15 protein-coding genes are annotated in these 16,260 nt (G+C 71.6%); 12 read left to right on the top strand and 3 right to left on the bottom strand.

Annotation, left to right across the window (positions count from 1 at the left end):
• Positions 1 to 95 precede the first annotated feature (95 nt).
• Positions 96 to 905, bottom strand: a complete 810-nt coding sequence (locus tag VGX25_RS21015) for an AAC(3) family N-acetyltransferase (RefSeq protein ID WP_326919561.1) — start codon at positions 903 to 905, stop codon at positions 96 to 98.
• Between the two features lie 10 nt (positions 906 to 915).
• Entirely contained in the window at positions 916 to 1,608 is a 693-nt protein-coding gene (locus VGX25_RS21010) for a DNA alkylation repair protein (RefSeq protein WP_326919560.1), read from the bottom strand.
• Positions 1,609 to 1,745: 137 nt separating this feature from the next.
• Here VGX25_RS21010 and VGX25_RS21005 point away from each other — a divergent pair, with 137 nt between their 5' ends.
• Positions 1,746 to 3,365: an alpha/beta fold hydrolase gene (locus VGX25_RS21005; protein ID WP_414635889.1), complete on the top strand. Its 1,620-nt coding sequence runs from the start codon at positions 1,746 to 1,748 to the stop codon at positions 3,363 to 3,365.
• Between the two features lie 70 nt (positions 3,366 to 3,435).
• Complete coding sequence (locus VGX25_RS21000; RefSeq protein WP_326919559.1) at positions 3,436 to 4,521, top strand: winged helix DNA-binding domain-containing protein; 1,086 nt, start codon at positions 3,436 to 3,438, stop codon at positions 4,519 to 4,521.
• Here VGX25_RS21000 and VGX25_RS20995 read toward each other — a convergent pair.
• Complete coding sequence (locus tag VGX25_RS20995) at positions 4,499 to 5,335, bottom strand: SDR family oxidoreductase (RefSeq protein ID WP_326919558.1); 837 nt, start codon at positions 5,333 to 5,335, stop codon at positions 4,499 to 4,501. The genes VGX25_RS21000 and VGX25_RS20995 overlap by 23 nt on opposite strands.
• A gap of 68 nt (positions 5,336 to 5,403) precedes the next feature.
• Between VGX25_RS20995 and argC the strand changes: the two genes are divergently transcribed.
• The 10 genes from argC (at position 5,404) to tyrS (ending at position 15,882) form a co-directional block, all read left to right on the top strand.
• Complete coding sequence (gene argC, locus VGX25_RS20990) at positions 5,404 to 6,432, top strand: N-acetyl-gamma-glutamyl-phosphate reductase (protein ID WP_326919557.1); 1,029 nt, start codon at positions 5,404 to 5,406, stop codon at positions 6,430 to 6,432.
• Entirely contained in the window at positions 6,429 to 7,580 is a 1,152-nt protein-coding gene (argJ, locus tag VGX25_RS20985; RefSeq protein WP_326919556.1) for a bifunctional glutamate N-acetyltransferase/amino-acid acetyltransferase ArgJ, read from the top strand. The genes argC and argJ overlap by 4 nt, the downstream gene beginning before the upstream one ends.
• Complete coding sequence (gene argB / locus VGX25_RS20980) at positions 7,577 to 8,467, top strand: acetylglutamate kinase (protein ID WP_326919555.1); 891 nt, start codon at positions 7,577 to 7,579, stop codon at positions 8,465 to 8,467. Before argJ ends, argB begins: the two co-directional genes overlap by 4 nt.
• On the top strand, positions 8,464 to 9,654 hold the full coding sequence (locus tag VGX25_RS20975; RefSeq protein ID WP_326919554.1) for an acetylornithine transaminase: 1,191 nt from the start codon (positions 8,464 to 8,466) through the stop codon (positions 9,652 to 9,654). The genes argB and VGX25_RS20975 overlap by 4 nt, the downstream gene beginning before the upstream one ends.
• Positions 9,651 to 10,568: an ornithine carbamoyltransferase gene (gene argF / locus VGX25_RS20970; RefSeq protein WP_326919553.1), complete on the top strand. Its 918-nt coding sequence runs from the start codon at positions 9,651 to 9,653 to the stop codon at positions 10,566 to 10,568. Before VGX25_RS20975 ends, argF begins: the two co-directional genes overlap by 4 nt.
• A complete protein-coding gene (locus VGX25_RS20965; protein WP_326919552.1) occupies positions 10,565 to 11,095 on the top strand; it encodes an arginine repressor in 531 nt (176 codons plus the stop codon). The genes argF and VGX25_RS20965 overlap by 4 nt, the downstream gene beginning before the upstream one ends.
• Positions 11,092 to 12,291, top strand: a complete 1,200-nt coding sequence (locus VGX25_RS20960) for an argininosuccinate synthase (RefSeq protein WP_326919551.1) — start codon at positions 11,092 to 11,094, stop codon at positions 12,289 to 12,291. Before VGX25_RS20965 ends, VGX25_RS20960 begins: the two co-directional genes overlap by 4 nt.
• Positions 12,288 to 13,685 (top strand): argininosuccinate lyase, encoded by a 1,398-nt coding sequence (gene argH, locus VGX25_RS20955; protein ID WP_326919550.1) that lies wholly within the window; start codon positions 12,288 to 12,290, stop codon positions 13,683 to 13,685. The genes VGX25_RS20960 and argH overlap by 4 nt, the downstream gene beginning before the upstream one ends.
• A 186-nt stretch (positions 13,686 to 13,871) precedes the next feature.
• Positions 13,872 to 14,486, top strand: a complete 615-nt coding sequence (locus VGX25_RS20950; RefSeq protein WP_326919549.1) for a DNA-3-methyladenine glycosylase — start codon at positions 13,872 to 13,874, stop codon at positions 14,484 to 14,486.
• A 121-nt stretch (positions 14,487 to 14,607) separates the two neighbouring features.
• Complete coding sequence (gene tyrS / locus VGX25_RS20945) at positions 14,608 to 15,882, top strand: tyrosine--tRNA ligase (RefSeq protein WP_326919548.1); 1,275 nt, start codon at positions 14,608 to 14,610, stop codon at positions 15,880 to 15,882.
• Positions 15,883 to 16,260 lie beyond the last annotated feature (378 nt).

Here is a 16,260-nt window from a genome sequence, read left to right as displayed (position 1 = left end):
ATGCAGGGCTCACCTCTACGGACGACCCCGGACCCACGCCCACGTGGCCCGATGCCGACGAGATCTACGGCTGGTCCGATCTTGACTAGCAGCGATCACGGCGCTGCACGCGTCTTGGCCGCCGGCCGGCGGTGTTCGGCCAGCCAGCCGGCGGCGAACTTGACGGCGGGGCGTACGTCGAAGAGTCGGCAGGATGCCTCGCCGACCTTGCCGTGCCGCACGGGGCGGGTCTGCTCGAACGCGGCGCCGAGGTGGTCGAAGTCGTCGCTGTTGGTGACGACGTCGGTGTAGGTGACCCAGCGCCGGCCGGACGGGGTGAGCACGGCGGTGCCGTACTCGAACAGGGGTGGGTCCGGGATGCGGTACTCGGCGAGGTGGAACGCGGTGCAGGTGTCGAAGCCGACGCCGAGCAGCAGCACCCTGGCGCCCGCCCGTTCCAGCGCGGCCAGCGGCGACCGCTCGCCGAGCTGGCAGTCCAGCGGGTGCTCGGCCATGAGCTCGGCCGCGGCCGGTCCGACCGCGGCGAACGAGGTGTGCGGGTGGTTGCTGCGGACCGCGCCGGGCCAGGTGCGCACCAGCTCCGGGAGCACGCCGAGGCCGATGGACGGGGTGACGGCCGGGTCGAAGGCCGGCATGTGCTCGCGGATGACCGGCCACCACGATTCCGGCACCGGCGGGTGCCGCCAGTGCATCGGGTCGGAGTTGCCGGTCGTCTGGGTGGGCACGACCAGCGTCCCGTCCGGCCCGAGCGCGTCGAGCAGGGCCTGCACCACGGCGAGCGCCCCGCCGCACACCCAGCCGAGCGAGCGCAGCGACGAGTGCGCCAGCACGATGTCGCCGGGCCGCAGGCCGAGCCGGGTCAGGTCGCCGGCGAGCGAGGCGCGGGTCTGGGGTTCCTCGGGCACGGCGCCATCATCACAGATACTTGGTGGCTTCCCTACGGGATAACGGGCTCAGGCCCGGGTGGGTGTCCACAAAGGCGCGGACCCAGCCGGGGTCGGTCTTGGATAGCTCGCGCAGGGCCCAGCCGATTCCCTTGCGGAGGAAGAAGTCCGGGTCGGTGACGTTGGCCTCGATGCAGGACGCGAGCAGGTCGAGGTCGGTGGCGCCCTTCGAGCCGAGCTGGCAGATGATCGAGGTTCGGCGCTTCCACCGGTCGGCGTCCCGGCTCCAGGCGCGCATGATCGGCGCCAGCTCGGCCGGGTACGCCCGGAGCAGCGGGCCGATCCGGCGGTTGGCCACCTCGTCGACGAAGTCCCACCAGGCGCCGGTGACGATCAGCTCCTCGTAGAGCGGCAGCAGGCCGGGTTGCTGCCAGCGGGCGTACGGCCGGTGGGCGGTCAGGTCCAGCGCAAGGTAGCGCTCCTCCCGGTACCTCGCGCCGCGCCACAGCTCCAGCACGGTCGCCACCCAAACGTCCACATCGGACAGCGGGTGCTCGGCGAACAGCCGGGCGGCCAGCCGGGTCCGCGCCGGCTTCTGCACCCCGCGGAACGGCATCTCCGATTTCATGTACGCCTGCATGTCCGGCGCCTTGGCCGGGTCGGCGAGGTCGGCCAGCCCGGCGCGGACGGCCGCGACGAGTCGCGAGTCGAACGAGTTCGGCACGCCGCTATCCTGCCCGTCAGGTTCCGATGTCGCGACGAAGGTCGGTTCCCAATCGGACGCTTGACGGGCAGGCTCGGCCGGGTGTCAACGACTCGGCACGGGCTCACGCCGGAAAACAGGACAAAGAGGGGCAATACGTGAAGAGATTCATCGCCGCGGTGATGGCCGCGGGCGCGGTGGTCGGCGGCCTGCTTGCCGTGCCCGGCGCGCAGGCGGCGCCGGGCCAGCCGTCGGGGCTGCACGACTACACGCCACCGCCGGTCGCCTGGGGCGCCTGCGAGATCCCCAGGCTGGTGCGGGCCGGCGCCGAGTGCGGCTTCGTGGAGGTGCCGCTGGACTACGCCGACCCGGCCGGGACGAAGATCAAGCTGGCCGTGTCGCGGGTCAAGCACAAGACGCCCGATTCGCAGGCGCAGGGCCCGATGCTGGTCAACCCGGGCGGCCCGGGCGGCTCCGGCCTGATCTACGCGATCTTCGGCGAGTTCGTGCCGGACGGCGGCGGAGACGCCTACGACTGGATCGGGTTCGACCCGCGCGGCGTCGGCTCCAGCGAGCCCGCGCTGAGCTGCATCCCCGACTACGCCGGCTACAACCGGCCGTACTACGTGCCGATCACCCACCGGCTGGAGCGGATCTGGCTGCAGCGGTCGAAGAACTACGCCCAGGCGTGCGACCGCAACGCGCACGACCTGCTGCAGCACCTCAAGACCACCGACTCGGTGCTCGACATGGAGAGCATCCGCAAGGCGCTGGGCGCCCCGCAGATCAACTACTACGGCTTCTCCTACGGCACCTACCTCGGCCAGGTGTACGGCACGCTGTTCCCGGAGAAGTTCCGCCGGGTGATCTTCGACGGCGTGGTGAACTCGAAGCGGGTCTGGTACGACGCCAACCTCGACCAAGACATCGCGTTCGACCGCAACATCAAGGTCTACTTCGACTGGATCGCCAAGTACGACGACGTGTACCACCTCGGCAGGACCGGGCGCGAGGTCGAGGCGCTGTTCTACCGGGAGCAGGCCAGGCTGCTGCGCGAGCCCGCAGGCGGGATCATCGGGCCGGACGAGTGGACCGACATCTTCCTGCAGGCCGGCTACTACGTGTACGGCTGGGAGGACGTGGCCGACGCGTTCGCAGGCTGGGTGCACAACGCCGACGTGCAGCCGCTGGTGGACCTGTACGGCACGCCGCCGTTCGACGACAACGGCTACGCGATCTACCTGGCCGTGCAGTGCACCGACGTGCAGTGGCCGACCGACTGGAACGAATGGCGCCGGGACAACTGGCTCACGTTCATCCGGGCCCCGTTCGAGACGTGGGGCAACGCCTGGTTCAACGCGCCGTGCATCTACTGGGGCGGCAAGGCCGGCACCCCGGTGCGCATCGACGGCAGCAGGGTCCAGAGCGCCCTGCTGATCAACGAGACGCTGGACGCGGCCACACCGTACGGCGGCGCGCTGGAGACCCGCCGGCTGTTCCCCAACTCCGTGCTGATCGAGGGTGTCGGCGGCACCACCCACTCCGGCTCGCTGTCCGGCGTGGCGTGCACCGACGACAAGATCGTCGCGTACCTGAAGACCGGCGCGCTGCCGCCGCGGCAGCCCGACCGCAACCGGTCGGACGTGCAGTGCGACCCGGTCCCGCAGCCGGTGCCGGAGGGCGCGACGGCGACCACGTCGCGGTCGGCGGACACCTCCGCGGACCTGTCCTCGGTGGGTGACCTGCACCGCGAGTTCCAGAAGTCGCTGCGCCGCTGAACCCGGTGAAGGCGGCCTTCGTCACGTCCGGCGGGACGAAGGCCGCCTTCATCGCATTAGCCTTCCCGGTGTGCCGGTCAAGATCCTCACTGAACGCGCGCTGAACCGGGCGCTGCTCGAGCGTCAGCTGCTCCTGCGCCGGGTGGACCGCACCGTCGTCGACGCGGTCGAGCACCTGGTCGGCATGCAGGCCCAGTCGCCGACCGCGCCCTACATCGGCCTGTGGTCGCGCCTGGACGGCTTCGCCACCGACGACCTCGCCGCCGCGATCACCGAGCGCCACGTCGTGCGCTCCAGCCTCATGCGCGGCACCATCCACCTGGTCAGCGCCGCCGACTGTGCCGCGCTGAGCCCGTTCCTGCGCCCGCTGTTCGCCCGCTTCGTGCAACCCCCGCCCGACGACCTCGACGCGATCCTGGCCGCCGCCACCACGCTGCTCGAGGAGCGGCCGTGCACGCTCACCGAGCTCCGCCAGCAGCTGGCCGCGCGCCGGCCCGGCGGTGACCCCGAGGTCATGGCCAGGGCCGCCAAGTTCCTGCTGCCGCTGGTCCACGTCCCGCCAAGGGGCCTGTGGGGCCGAAGCGGCCAGGCCCGGCTCACCACCGTCCGAGCCTGGCTCGACCGCGACGTCGACCCCCGACCCGACCCGGACCGCGTCGTGCTGCGCTACCTCGCCGCCTACGGCCCGGCCACCGTGAAGGACGTGCAGACCTGGTGCGGGCTCACCGGCCTTCGCGAGGTGTTCGCCCGCCTCGCGCTGCGCACCTTCCGCGACGAGGACGGCGCCGAGCTGTTCGACGTCCCCGACGCGCCGCTGCCCGACCCCGACACCCCGGCCCCGGTCCGCCTGCTCCCCGAGTACGACAACTGCCTGCGCTCGCACACCGACCGGCGGCGCGTCATGACCGCCGCCGGCCGCGCCGCCCTGTTCTCCACCAAGAACGACGCCCCCATGCCGGCCTTCCTCGTCGACGGCTACGTGCGCGGCACCTGGAAGCTGGACCGCGCCCGCACCACCGCCACGATCACGGTCCGCCCGTTCACCAAGATGTCCAAAAAGGACACAACGGCGGTCACGGCGGAAGCCGAGCGCCTGCTCGCCTTCGCCGCGCCCGAGGCCGCGACCCGCACGGTCATGATCCAAGCGCCTGCTTGATCAGCCGGTCGGACAGCTCGCGCAGCCGGGCCCTTGCGCCGGGGTCGTAGGCCTGGTCGAGCGCCCGGTCCTCCCGGGTGCCGTTGAAGTACCGGCCCGTCACGGCGTCCAGGTCCGGATCGGCGATCAGCCGCATGGTCGCGTCGGACCCCTCCTCGACCGTGCTGAGCACGCCCGTGCGGGCCTCGTGCACCATCGCGGTGTCCATGAACGTGGCCGGGTGCAGGGCGTTGACCGTCACGCCGCGGTCGCGCAGCTCGTCGGCGAGGTCGAAGCCGAACATGATCTGGGCGAGCTTCGCCCTGCGGTACGCGTCGACGCCGTCGTAGGAGCGTTCCATCATCGGGTCGTCGAAGTCGATCGGCTGCTGGCCGGCCGACGCCACGTTGACGACCCTGGCCGGCGCGGACTCCACCAGCAGCGGGATCAGGCGCCGGGTGAGGTGGTAACCGGCGAGGTAGTTGACCGCGAACCGCAGCTCCACGCCGTCCGCGCTGACCTGCCGCCCGGCCCCGGGCGCCCCGAACCCCACGCCGGCGTTGTTGACCAGCACGTCGATCCGGTCGCAGCGGTCGGCGATCTCGCCGGCCAGCCGGTCCACCTGGGTCAGCTCGCTCAGGTCGGCGAGGACGGCGTCCACCCGGTCGTTCCCGGTCGATTCGCCGATCTCCGCGACAGCCCGCTCGAGCCGCTCGGCGTCCCGCCCGTGGATCACGACGTGCGCGCCGGTGGCCGCCAACCGTTCGGCGAGGTGACGCCCCAGCCCGCTGGTGGCGCCGGTGAGGACGACGGTGCTCCGCTCCAGTGATCGCACCCATCCCAGGGTAACCGCGCGGGAAACCGCCTTTGAGTGGGTTTGCATAGTCGTGCATAATCATCCGCATGACGGTCAGGGTGGCGGTTGCCGGGGCGAGCGGCTACGCGGGTGGCGAGCTGCTCCGGCTGCTGCTCGGTCACCCCGAGGTGGAGATCGGCGCGCTCACGGCCGGCGGGAGCGCGGGCACGACGCTTGGGCGGCACCAGCCGCACCTGCTCCCGCTGGCCGACCGGGTGCTCGCCGACACCACGCCGGAGGCGTTGACCGGGCACGACGTGGTGTTCCTCGCGCTGCCGCACGGGCACTCGGCGGGCATCGCCGCCCGGCTCGACCCGGCCGTGCTGGTCGTCGACTGCGCCGCCGACCACCGGCTGACCAGCGCGGACGACTGGGCCGGGTGGTACGGCGGGGAGCACGCGGGCAGCTGGCCGTACGGGCTGCCTGAGCTGCCCGGCGCCCGGGACGCGCTGCGCGGCACGACCCGGATCGCGGTGCCAGGGTGCTACCCGACGGCGGCGTCCCTGGCACTGGTCCCGGCGCTGGTGAACGGGCTGGTCGAGCCGGACGTGGTGGTGGTCGCGGTGAGCGGGACCTCGGGCGCGGGCAAGAGCCTGAAGCCGCACCTGCTCGGCTCGGAGGTGATGGGCTCGGCGAGCGCGTACGGGGTGGGCGGCGGGCACCGGCACACTCCCGAGATCGCGCAGAACCTCGGGCGGGTCGCCGGAACCGGAGTGAAGGTGTCCTTCACCCCCGTCCTCGCCCCGATGGCCCGCGGCATCCTGGCCACCTGCTCGGCCCCCGTCAAGTCCGAAGTAGACGGCGACGCGGCCCGGCGCGCCTACGAGAAGTCCTATCAGGACGAGCCGTTCGTGCACCTGCTGCCCGAGCAGACCTGGCCGACTACCGCGGCGGTGCTCGGCTCCAACGCCGCGCAGCTTCAGGTCACGGTGGACGCCGGCGCCGGACGACTCGTGGCCGTCGCGGCGATCGACAACCTGACCAAGGGCACCGCGGGCGCCGCGATCCAGTCCATGAACATCGCCCTTGGACTGCCGGAGATCACCGGCCTGACAACCGTGGGAGTGGCACCGTGAGTGTGACGGCAGCACAGGGGTTCCGGGCCGCGGGGGTGGCGGCCGGACTCAAGTCGAACGGGCAGCTCGACGTGGCCCTCGTGGTCAACGAGGGACCGTCCGATGTGGCCGCCGCGGTGTTCACCGCCAACCGCTGCAAGGCCAATCCGGTGCTGTGGAGCGAGCGGGTGATGGCGCACCGCCGCGCCCGCGCGGTCGTGCTCAACTCCGGCGGCGCCAACTGCTACACCGGCCCGGAGGGCTTCCAGAACACGCACGCCTCCGCCGAGCTGACCGCGAAGCTGCTCGGCTGCGGCGCGGTCGACGTCGTGGTGTGCTCAACCGGGCTGATCGGCGAGCAGCTCGACCGGCCCCGGCTGCTGGCCGGCATCGAGGACGCCGAGGCCGCGCTGTCCGCCGACGGCGGGCCGGACGCCGCGACCGCGATCATGACCACCGACACCCGGAGCAAGCAGGCCGTCCGGCACGGCGACGGGTGGACCGTTGGCGGCATGGCCAAGGGTGCGGGCATGCTCGCCCCGGCGCTGGCCACCATGCTCGTCGTGCTCACCACCGACGCCGACGTGGACGCCGCGACCGCCGACCGGGCGCTGCGCGAGGCCTGCCGGGTGACGTTCGACCGGCTGGACTCCGACGGCTGCATGTCCACCAACGACACCGTGCTGCTGATGTGCAGCGGCGCCGCGAAGTCCACACCGGACTACGGCACGTTCACCCGCGCGCTCCGGGAGGTCTGCCACGACCTGGCCCAGCAGCTGCTCGCCGACGCCGAGGGCGCCGAGCACGACATCGCGATCGAGGTGGTGCGCGCGGCATCCGAGGACGACGCCGTGGAGGTCGGCAGGGCGATCGCCCGCAGCAGCCTGTTCAAGTGCGCGGTGTACGGCAAGGATCCCAACTGGGGCCGCATCCTCGCCGCCGTCGGCACCACGGGCGCCGCGTTCGAACCGTCCACTCTGGACGTGGCAATGAACGGCGTGTGGATCTGCCGGGACGGCGGACCGGGGGAGGAGCGGGACAAGGTCGACCTCACCGACCGGGCGGTGAGCGTCACCGTCGACCTCAAGGCCGGCGACGCCACGGCCACCGTGTGGACCAACGACCTGACCCACGCCTATGTCCACGAGAACAGCGCGTACTCGACATGACCACCGATCTCGCCCAGCAGAAGGCCGCCGTCCTGGTGGAGGCCCTGCCCTGGCTGCAACGGTTCCACGGCGCCACCGTGGTGGTGAAGTACGGCGGCAACGCCATGGTCGACGAGGACCTGAAGGCCGCCTTCGCGCAGGACATGGTGTTCCTCAAGCTGGCCGGCCTGCACCCGGTGGTGGTGCACGGCGGCGGTCCGCAGATCACCGCGATGCTCGACCGGCTCGGCATCCCCGGCGAGTTCAAGGCCGGGCTGCGGGTGACGACGCCGGAGACCATGGACGTGGTCCGGATGGTGCTCACCGGTCAGGTCAGCCGGGAGCTGGTCGCGCTGATCAACGCGCACGGCCCGTACGCCGTCGGCATCTCCGGCGAGGACGCGCACCTGTTCACCGCCGAGCGGCGCACCGCGGTGGTGGACGGCGAGGTGGTCGACCTCGGCCTGGTCGGCGACGTGGTCAAGGTGAACGTGGCCGCGGTGCAGGACATCGTCAACGCCGGCCGGATTCCCGTGGTGTCCACGGTGGCCCCGGACGTCAACGGCGTCGCGCACAACGTCAACGCCGACACCGCCGCGGCCGCGCTCGCGGTGGCTCTCGGGGCGGAGAAGCTGGTCGTGCTGACCGACATCGAGGGGCTCTACGCCGACTGGCCGGACCGCTCCTCGCTGCTGCACCAGATCCGCGCGAGCGATCTTGAGAAGCTGCTGCCCAACCTGGCCAGCGGCATGATCCCGAAGATGGAGGCGTGCCTGCACGCGGTGCGGGGCGGGGTGCGCCGCGCGCACGTGATCGACGGCCGGCTCGCGCACTCCGTGCTGCTCGAGGTGTTCACCAGCCACGGAGTCGGAACCATGGTGCTTCCGGACCAGGAGGAGGATCGATGATCGCGTCCAATTCGGACGGACAGGCCAGGTGGAAGTCGTCGTTGATGAACAACTACGGCACGCCTGGGCTCACCCTGGTGCGCGGCGAGGGCGCCTACGTCTGGGACGCCGACGGCAACCGCTACCTCGACCTGGTCGGCGGCATCGCGGTCAACGCGCTCGGGCACGCGCACCCGGCCGTGGTGCGGGCCGTGACCGAGCAGATCGCCGAGCTGGGCCACACGTCCAACCTGTACGTCAACCCGGTCACCGTGGAGCTGGCCGAGGCGCTGCTGGACGTCGCCGGTCTCACCGGGGCGGCCAAGGTCCTGTTCTGCAACTCCGGCGCCGAGGCCGTGGAGGCCGCGCTCAAGCTGACCAGGCTGACCGGCCGGAGCAAGATCGTGGCCTGTGACGGCGCGTTCCACGGTCGGACCATGGGCGCCCTCACGCTCACCGGCCAGCCGCCCAAGCGCGAGCCGTTCCAGCCGCTGCTGCCGGACGTCGAGCACGTCCCGTACGGGGATCCGGCCGCGCTCGAGTCCGCTGTGGACGGTCAAACGGCCGCGGTGTTCCTCGAGCCGGTGCTCGGCGAGGGCGGCGTGCGGCCGGCCCCGGACGGCTACCTGCGGGCGGCAAGGGAGCTCACGAGCCGGCACGGCGCCCTGCTGGTGCTCGACGAGGTGCAGACCGGGATCGGGCGCACCGGCAGCTGGTTCGCATTCCAGCAGGAAGGGATCACACCGGACGTCTTCACCCTGGCCAAGGGCCTCGGCGGCGGCCTGCCGATCGGCGCGTGCATCGGCGCCGGCCCGGCCGCCGACCTGTTCCAGCCCGGCCAGCACGGCACGACGTTCGGCGGCAACCCGATCTCCTGCGCCGCCGGGCTCGCGGTGCTGCGCACGATCGCCGCCGACGGGCTGTGCGAGCACGCCGCCGCGATGGGCAAGGAGATCGTCGCCGGCGTCGAGGAGCTCAACCACCCGCTGGTCGCCGGGGTCCGCGGGACCGGCCTGCTGCTGGGCATCGCGCTGCACGAGCCGGTGTCGGCCGCGGTGGCCAGGGCCGCTCAGGAGGCCGGATACCTGGTCAACAACGTGCAACCGGACACGGTCCGGCTGGCCCCGCCGCTGATCATCAACCACGAGCAGGTCGACGACTTCCTCGGCGCGCTGCCCAAGGCCCTCGACCGGGGGGCGTCGCAGTGACGCGGCACTTCCTGCGGGACGACGACCTCACGCCCGACGAGCAGGCGGCCGTGCTCGACCTCGCGGCGCGGTTGAAGGCCGACCCGCTCGGGTCGCGGTCGTTGGCCGGCAAGGCGGTCGCCGCGATCTTCGAGAAGAACTCCACCCGCACCAGGCTGTCGTTCGAGGTCGGCATCGCCCAGCTCGGCGGGCAGCCGGTGATCATCGACGGCCGCACCATGCAGCTCGGCCGCGAGGAGACCATCGAGGACACCTCGCGGGTGCTGTCCCGGTACGTCGACGTCGTGGTGTGGCGGACCTTCGCCCAGGCCCGGATCGACGCGATGGCCTCGGCCTCGGCCGTCCCGGTGATCAACGCGCTGACCAACGAGTTCCATCCCTGCCAGGTGCTCGCCGACCTGCAGACCGTGCGCGAGCGGCACGGCAGGCTGGCCGGCCTGACCCTGACCTACCTCGGCGACGGGGCCAACAACATGGCGCACTCGCTGCTGCTCGGCGGCGCCACCGCGGGCCTGCACGTCCGGGTGGCCACCCCGGACGGCTTCCAGCCGCACCCGGACTTCGTGCTGGACGCCAAGCACCGGGCCAGCGACACGGGCGCCACGGTGAGCCTGCTGACCGACCCGCACGCCGCGGTGGACGGCGCGCACGTGCTGGTCACCGACGCGTGGACGTCGATGGGTCAGGAGAACGACGGCAAGGACCGGGTCACCTCGTTCCGCCCGCTGCAGCTCAACGCCGACCTGCTGGCCAGGGCCGCGCCGGACGCGATCGTGCTGCACTGCCTGCCCGCGCACCGGGGCCGGGAGATCACCGACGAGGTCCTCGACGGCCCGCAGAGCGCGGTGTGGGACGAGGCGGAGAACCGGCTGCACGCCCAGAAGGCGCTGCTCACCTGGCTGGTGGAGCAGTGACCACCTCGGCGTCGACCAGGGTGGCCCGGCAGGCGCGGATCGTCGAGCTGGTCACCTCGATGGGCATCCGCAGCCAGACCGAGCTGGCCAAGCTCCTTGCCGCGGAAGGCATCGAGGTCACCCAGGCCACGCTGTCGCGCGACCTCGACGAGCTGGGCGCGGTGAAGCTGCGCGGGGCCGACGGGGGAGCGCCGATCTACGTGATCCCGGAGGACGGCAGCCCGGTCCGGGGTGTGCAGGGTGGCACGTCCCGGCTGACCAGGCTGCTCGCCGAGCTGCTGGTCTCGGCCGACGGCTCGGCCAACCTGACCGTGCTGCGCACGCCGCCGGGCGCCGCGCAGTTCCTGGCCAGCGCCATCGACCGGGCGGCGCTGCACGAGGTGGTCGGCACCATCGCCGGCGACGACACGGTCCTGGTGATCGCCAGGGAACCGTTGTCCGGCAAGGAGCTCGCCGACCGGTTCACCGGGCTGGCGGCCCGAGTGTCCCAATCAGACGTACAACCAGACAGGGAGAACGAGGAATGACGGAAAGGATCGTGCTGGCCTACTCCGGTGGGCTGGACACCTCGGTGGCGATCGGCTGGATCGCCGAGGAGACCGGCGCCGAAGTCGTCGCCGTGGCGGTGGACGTCGGGCAGGGCGGCGAGGATCTCGACACGATCCGCAAGCGCGCGCTGGAGTGCGGCGCGGTGGAGGCGGTCGTCACCGACGCGCGCGACGAGTTCGCCGAGCAGTACTGCCTGCCGGCGCTGCAGGCCAACGCGCTCTACATGGACCGCTACCCGCTGGTGTCGGCGCTGTCCCGGCCGCTGATCGCCAAGCACCTGGTGGAGGCGGCGAAGTACCACGGCGCGACCACGGTGGCGCACGGCTGCACCGGCAAGGGCAACGACCAGGTGCGGTTCGAGGTCGGCATCGGCGCGCTGGCGCCCGACCTGCGCGTCGTGGCCCCGGTCCGGGACTACGCCTGGACCAGGGAGAAGGCCATCGCCTGGGCCGAGGAGCGCAACCTGCCCATCGAGGTGTCCAAGAAGTCCCCGTTCTCCATCGACCAGAACGTCTGGGGCCGCGCGGTGGAGACCGGCTTCCTCGAGGACCTGTGGAACGCGCCGACCAAGGACGTCTACTCCTACACGCAGGACCCGGCCGAGTGGCACGCGCCGGACGAGCTGGTGGTCACCTTCGACCGTGGCGTCCCGGTGGCCATCGACGGCGAGACCGTGACCATGCTGCAGGCCATCCAGGAGCTCAACCGGCGGGCCGGGGCGCACGGGGTGGGACGCATCGACATGGTCGAGGACCGGTTGGTCGGCATCAAGAGCCGCGAGGTGTACGAGGCGCCCGGCGCCCTCACCCTGATCACCGCGCACCGGGAGCTGGAGAACGTGACCGTGGAGCGCGACCTGGCGCGGTTCAAGCGGCAGGTCGAGCAGCGGTGGAGCGAGCTGGCCTACGACGGCCTGTGGTTCTCCCCGCTCAAGGACGCGCTGGACACGTTCATCGCCAAGACCCAGGAGCACGTCTCCGGCGAGATCCGGGTGGTGCTGCACGGTGGCAACGCGGTGGTCACCGGCCGGCGCAGCGACCAGTCGCTGTACGACTTCAACCTGGCCACCTACGACGAGGGCGACACCTTCGACCAGTCGCTGGCCAAGGGCTTCGTTCAGCTCTGGGGCCTGCCCAGCAAGATCGCCGCCAAGCGCGACCTGCACCATTCATGAGCCAGCTGTGGGGCGGGCGGTTCGAGTCCGGCCCGGCCGAGGCGATGGCGGCGCTGTCGAAGTCGACGCGGTTCGACTGGCGGCTGGCGCCGTACGACCTGGCCGGCTCGCGCGCCCACGCCCGGGTGCTGCACCGGGCCAAGCTGCTCACCGATGACGAGCTGCGGGACATGCTCGGCGCGCTGGACGCCCTCGCCGCCGACGTGGCGGCCGGCGCGTTCGGGCCCGCGCCGGCCGACGAGGACGTGCACTCCGCCCTTGAACGCGGCCTGCTCGAGCGGGCCGGCGCCGAGCTGGGCGGCAAGCTGCGCGCCGGGCGATCCCGCAACGACCAGGTGGCCACGCTGTTCCGAATGTGGCTGCGGGACGCCGCGCGCCGGGTCGCCGCCGGGGTGCTGGACGTGGTGGACGCGCTGGTGGCGCAGGCCCGGCGGCATCCGAACGCGGTGCTGCCCGGCCGCACCCACCTGCAGCACGCCCAGCCGATCCTGCTCGCCCACCACCTGCTTGCCCACGTCCAGGCGTTGCTGCGGGACGTGGACCGGCTGCGCGACTGGGACCGGCGGGCGGCGGTGTCCCCGTACGGCTCCGGCGCGCTGGCCGGGTCCTCGCTGGGCCTGGACCCCGCGGCCGTCGCCGAGGAGCTTGGCTTCGACGCGCCCGCGGAGAACTCGATCGACGGCACGGCATCAAGGGATTTCGCCGCCGAGATCGCGTTCTGCCTGGCCATGCTCGGGGTGAACCTGTCCAGGATCGCCGAGGAGGTGATCATCTGGACCACCGCGGAGTTCTCCTACGCGGTGCTCGACGACGCCTGGGCCACCGGCAGCTCGATCATGCCGCAGAAGCGGAACCCGGACGTGGCGGAGCTGACCAGGGGCAAGTCCGGCCGGCTGATCGGCAACCTCACCGGGCTGCTGGCCACGCTGAAGGCCCAGCCCCTTGCGTACAACCGCGACCTGCAGGAGGACAAGGAGCCGCTGTTCGACTCGGTGGAGCAGCTCGAGCTGCTGCTGCCCGCGATCGCCGGGATGGTCGGCACCCTCACGTTCGACACCGACCGGATGGCGGCGCTGGCCCCCGCCGGGTTCACGCTGGCCACCGACATCGCGGAATGGCTTGTGCGGCAAGGGGTTCCGTTCCGCGTGGCGCACGAGGCGGCCGGTGCGTGCGTCCGGCTGGCCGAGGCCCGCGGGGTGGGTCTCGACGAGCTGACCGACGACGAGCTGGCCGGCGTGCATCCCAGCCTCACCCCGGAGCTGCGTAGTGTGCTTACCGTGACCGGATCGATCTCCTCCCGCGACGCCTACGGCGGCACCGCACCCGATCGGGTGGCCGAGCAGCTCCGGCGCGTGCTCGACCGCGTCGCCGAGCACCGTTCGTGGGTCACGTGAGCGGAGCTTGCGGAGCGAACCATCGAGCGCTGCCCTGCCGCCGAGGAACGAGGTGGCAGGGTCACCGTCACCGAGCTTGCGAGGTGACGGAATGAGCGGAGCTTGCGGAGCGAACCATCGAGCGCTGCCCTGCCGCCGAGGAACGAGGAGGCGGGTTCGCCGTCACCGAGCTTGCGAGGTGATGAAATGAGCGATCTCGTCCGGCGAGAGGACCTGGCCGTCGACCCGGTCGACGCCGCCCGGTTCCTGCTGGGCTGCGTGCTGGAGTCCGCCCTGCCCGAAGGCGTCGTCCAGGTCCGGTTGACCGAGGTGGAGGCGTACCGCGGCGGGGACGATCCCGCCTCGCACTGCTACCGCGGCCGGACCGCGCGCAACGAGGTGATGTTCGGCCCGGCCGGCCACCTGTACGTCTACTTCGTCTACGGCATGCACTTCTGCGCCAACGTGGTGGCGCTGACCGACGGCGTGCCGGGCGCGGTGCTGCTCCGCGCGGGCGAGGTGGTGTCCGGGCTGGACGTCGCGATGCGCCGGCGGCCGGGCGCCCGCAGCGCCACCGAGCTGGCCAAGGGCCCGGCGCGGCTGACCGGCGTGCTCGGCCTCGACCGCCGGCACAACGGGGTCGACCTGACCGAGCCGGGCTCGCCGATCCGCCTGCTGGCCGGCGCGCCGGTGGCCGGGCACGAGATCGGGGTCGGCCCGCGGGTGGGCGTCGCTGTCGCCATGGACGTCCCGTGGCGGTTCTGGCTGGACGGCTCCCCGACGGTCAGCACCTACCGCCGGGGCGGCAAGAAACAGCGTTGATCCGGTCGGGGACAATACGTAGTCGTGAGCGGAGCTTGCGGAGCGAACCATCGACCAGCGCCCCGTCGCCGAGCCTGCGAGGCGACGGGGTCCGGCATCACCGAGCTTGCGAGGTGATGCTTTGAGCGAGCACATTCTCGACGAGCTGTCCTGGCGCGGGTTGATCGCGCAGTCGACCGATCTCGACGCGCTGCGCCGCGACCTGGACGCCGGCCCGCTCACCCTCTACTGCGGCTTCGACCCGACCGCTCCCAGCCTGCACGCCGGCAACCTGGTGCCGCTGCTCGGGCTGACCCGGTTCCAGCGCGCGGGCCACCGGCCGATCGTGCTTGCCGGCGGCGCGACCGGGATGGTGGGGGATCCGCGGGAGGTCGGCGAACGCGCCATGCAGTCGGTGGACACCGTGGCCGAGTGGACCGAGCGGATCCGCGGGCAGCTGGAGCGGTTCGTCGACTTCGACGGCTCGCCGACCGGCGCGCTGGTGGAGAACAACACGGCCTGGACCGCGGACCTGCCGGTGACCACGTTCCTGCGGGACGTCGGCAAGCACTTCTCGGTCAACACGATGCTGTCCCGGGAGACGATCAAGCGCCGGCTGGAATCGGACGGCATCTCCTACACCGAGTTCAGCTACATGCTGTTGCAGGCGCACGACTACGTCCAGCTGCACCGCAAGTACGGCTGCCGGCTGCAGATCGGCGGCGCGGACCAGTGGGGCAACATCATCTCCGGGGTCGACCTGGTCCGGAAGGTGGCTGGCGCGCACGTCCACGCGCTGACCTTGACGCTGGTCACCGACTCCGAGGGGCGCAAGTTCGGCAAGTCGACCGGGGGCGGCAACGTCTGGCTCGACCCGAGCATGACCTCGCCGTACGCCTGGTACCAGTACTTCGTCAACGTCGGCGACGAGGACGCGCTGCGGTACCTGCGGATGCTCACCTTCCTGTCCCGGGAGGAGATCGCCGAGCTTGCGCGTGCCACCGAGGAGAAACCCCAGCTACGGGCGGCGCAGAAGCGGCTGGCCGAGGAGTTCACCACGCTCGTGCACGGCGAGCGGGAGACCAGGCAGGTGGTCACGGCCAGCCAGGCGCTGTTCGGCCGCGGGGAGCTGCGCGAGCTGGACGCCGCCACGCTGGACGCGGCCATGGCCGAGGCGCCGACCGGGACCGCGCGGCTGTCCGAGGAGCCCACGATCGTCGACCTCCTGGTCAGCGCCGGGCTGGTGTCCAGCAAGGGGGCGGCCCGCCGGGCGGTGAGCGAGGGCGGCGCCTACGTGAACAACATCAAGATCACCGACGAGGAGTGGCGGCCGTCGAAGGAGGACCTGCTGCACGGCCGGTGGCTGGTGCTGCGCCGCGGCAAGCGCACGACGGCCGGGGTGGACGTAAGCGTCTGACCTGGGGTTTTCGTGGAAGTGGATACCGATTTGACCGCGCCGTGGGCGGCCGTGTACCTTTCACCCTCGCCGGCGCGCACCGGGCTCGGAAAGCCAGCAGGCTCAAGGGAACGGGCGTCGGCGAGGGGTTGCGAACCAAGCTCCCACAGCAGGTGGTAGAGTGGGCGATCGTGGCTCGGAGAACGGTTCGAGCCGAAAACCAAGGCAGGACAAGCCCCTGGATCGCGTGTCGTGCGCGTGATGGGTGTGCGTGTGTTGTTTGAGAACTCAACAGTGTGTCGATTTTGTATGCCAGTAGAGCTTGTTTGAATCCTTTTGTGGGTTCTTTTGAGTGTGCTCAACTTTTGTTGGGTCAGGGTTTGTTTTGGAGAGTTTGAT

The sequence above is a fragment of the Actinophytocola sp. genome, assembly GCF_035942955.1.
Lineage (GTDB): Bacteria > Actinomycetota > Actinomycetes > Mycobacteriales > Pseudonocardiaceae > DASYTH01.
Note: the sequence above shows the minus strand (reverse complement) of the source record. Positions and strands in the feature narration are given on the sequence as shown.